Source organism: Marivirga sericea, assembly GCF_900177665.1.
GTDB lineage: Bacteria > Bacteroidota > Bacteroidia > Cytophagales > Cyclobacteriaceae > Marivirga > Marivirga sericea.
Genome location: NZ_FXAW01000019.1, coordinates 3,385 through 5,613 on the forward strand (window position 1 = coordinate 3,385; position 2,229 = coordinate 5,613).

The window sequence follows — 2,229 nt, forward strand, 5'->3', positions numbered from 1 at the left end:
GCAACGGCTGTAAGCTTTGGAGGGACGCCAGCTTCTTCATTTATCGTAGATTCACCAACACAAATTACAGCCATCCTTGCGGTCGGTAGCTCAGGATCAGTCCAGGTGATTACTCCCGGCGGTACTGCGACACGGGCAGGATTCACTTTAATAACATCGCCTGAAGTTAACATTACATCTTTCACGCCCATTTCAGGAGCCTTGGGGGAAACGATAACTATTACAGGTACAAATTTCACCAGTGCTTCCTTTGTAAGTTTTGGCGGAACTCCAGCTACTACTTTTACGGTAGATTCACCGACACAAATTACTGCAACACTGGCCAACGGCTCTTCCGGTACCGTTGAAGTAGGTACGCCTTCAGGCAGCGCATCCTTGATTGGTTTTATCTTTATTCCTGCTCCAACGATTACAGGATTTTCTCCAATAATTGCCGCAAGTGAAGCCACAGTAACCATTACCGGAACAAATTTCACAGGCACAACCGCAGTGAGCTTTGGCGGAACAAATGCGCTTTCTTTTATTGTAACATCTCCAACAGAAATCAATGCAGAAGTGGCAAACGGCACTTCCGGTAGTATTGAAGTGACAACGCCTGGAGGCAAAGCAACATTAGCAGGATTTGAATTCATTGAGGGACCAACTATACTCTCTGTTTCACCAACATCGTTAGGGGCAAACCAAATAGCTACCATTATAGGAACAGGTTTCACAAGCACTTTCTCTGTAAGCTTTGGCGGAACAGAGGCCCTATCCTTTGCTGTCGTTTCTGACTCGGAAATAACTGCTGTAGTAGGACCAGGAGCATCAGGTGATGTTATTGTTACTTCACTTGGTGGTACAGCATCTTTCTCCGGTTTTAAATTTATTCCAGCACCAACTATTAGTTCATTTAATCCAACATCTGCATTTGAAGGGCAAATTGTGACCATTGTAGGAACAGACTTTTTAAACACCTCTTCTGTACACTTTGGCGACTCTAAAGCAATTTCCTTTGATGTAATATCAAATAATGAAATAAAAGCTGTAGTAGGATCAGAGTCATCGGGATCAGTGATGATAACTACACTAGGTGGTGCAGCCTCAAGAGAAGGCTTTACATTTCTGTTTTCTCAAATTGCTTTATCCCGTAGTGAAAATAACCCTATTGCTAGTGAGCAATCTGAACCGATCTTTTTAGGAACTGTGTTAACAGAAGAAAGTCTTCAAAGTGACTTTATTATTTCAAATACTGGAAATGCAAATCTACTGATTTCAAATATTACTTCATCAGATGATGCTTTTGAGATCGTGAATTTCCCGAGCTCAATCGACCCTGGCTCGAGTGGTGAATTCACAGTCCAATTTAATGACTCAGATGTTGGGAATTTCGAAAGCGAAATAAGAATTGAGAACAACAGTTCTAACAGCCCAGCATTTGTTTTTACAGTTAGTGCTGAACGAAGCGGTGTCAATGTCATCGATAATGAAACTGATTCTGTCATTATTTCTAACCAGAACGTAGATGTTGGCTCTACTATTCTAAACGTGGATGTTAATAAAACTTTTAATATTGAGAACTTAAGCTCCAACTCTGTAATTGAGATTACAAGCATTCTTATTGACAACCCTGTATTCCAAATAACTAGTGCACCCTTATCAATAGCACCTCTCTCCACCGAAGAATTTACAATTAGGCTTAATGCAAATACCGTAGGTCGATACCTAGCTATTGTTTTAGTCACCACCAACTTAAATGAGTTTTCCTTTCAAGTAGTAGGTGAAGTTCTACCAGAAGCATCAACAGAAATCAATGTTTATAATGTGGTTACTCCGAATGGTGATGGAAGGCATGACTATCTTCAAATTGAAAACATTACAGAATACACTAATAATTCGGTAAGCATCTACAATCGATTAGGTAATAAGGTTTTTGACATAAACAATTACAATAATAGTTCTAAGGTCTTTGAAGGCCTCTCTAATAATGGTGAAGAACTGCTCACAGGTAATTACTATTATGTCATCGATAAGGGTAATGGGGATAAAAGAATCACTGGGTTTTTACTAATTAAGAGATAATCAAATGAAGAAAATTTATAGGCTTTTATTCGTCTTTATTGCTTGCTGTTCTTTTAATGTAAGCGCACAGCTTGATCCCCTATACAATCAGTATTTCTTTAATCAAGCCATGATCAATCCTGCCTATACAGGTGTGAACGATGTTTTTAATGCTACTGCTATCAGCAG

General features: G+C 39.6%; 2 protein-coding genes. Both read left to right on the top strand.

Translation table 11 applies throughout. The features are described from left to right. A partial coding sequence (locus tag B9Y84_RS20705; protein WP_176223860.1) for an IPT/TIG domain-containing protein occupies nucleotides 1-2,061 on the top strand: 2,061 nt, incomplete at its 5' end. 4 nt (nucleotides 2,062-2,065) lie between these two features. Further along, the coding region (locus tag B9Y84_RS21070) for a type IX secretion system membrane protein PorP/SprF (protein WP_139828123.1) at nucleotides 2,066-2,229 on the top strand (164 nt) is incomplete at its 3' end.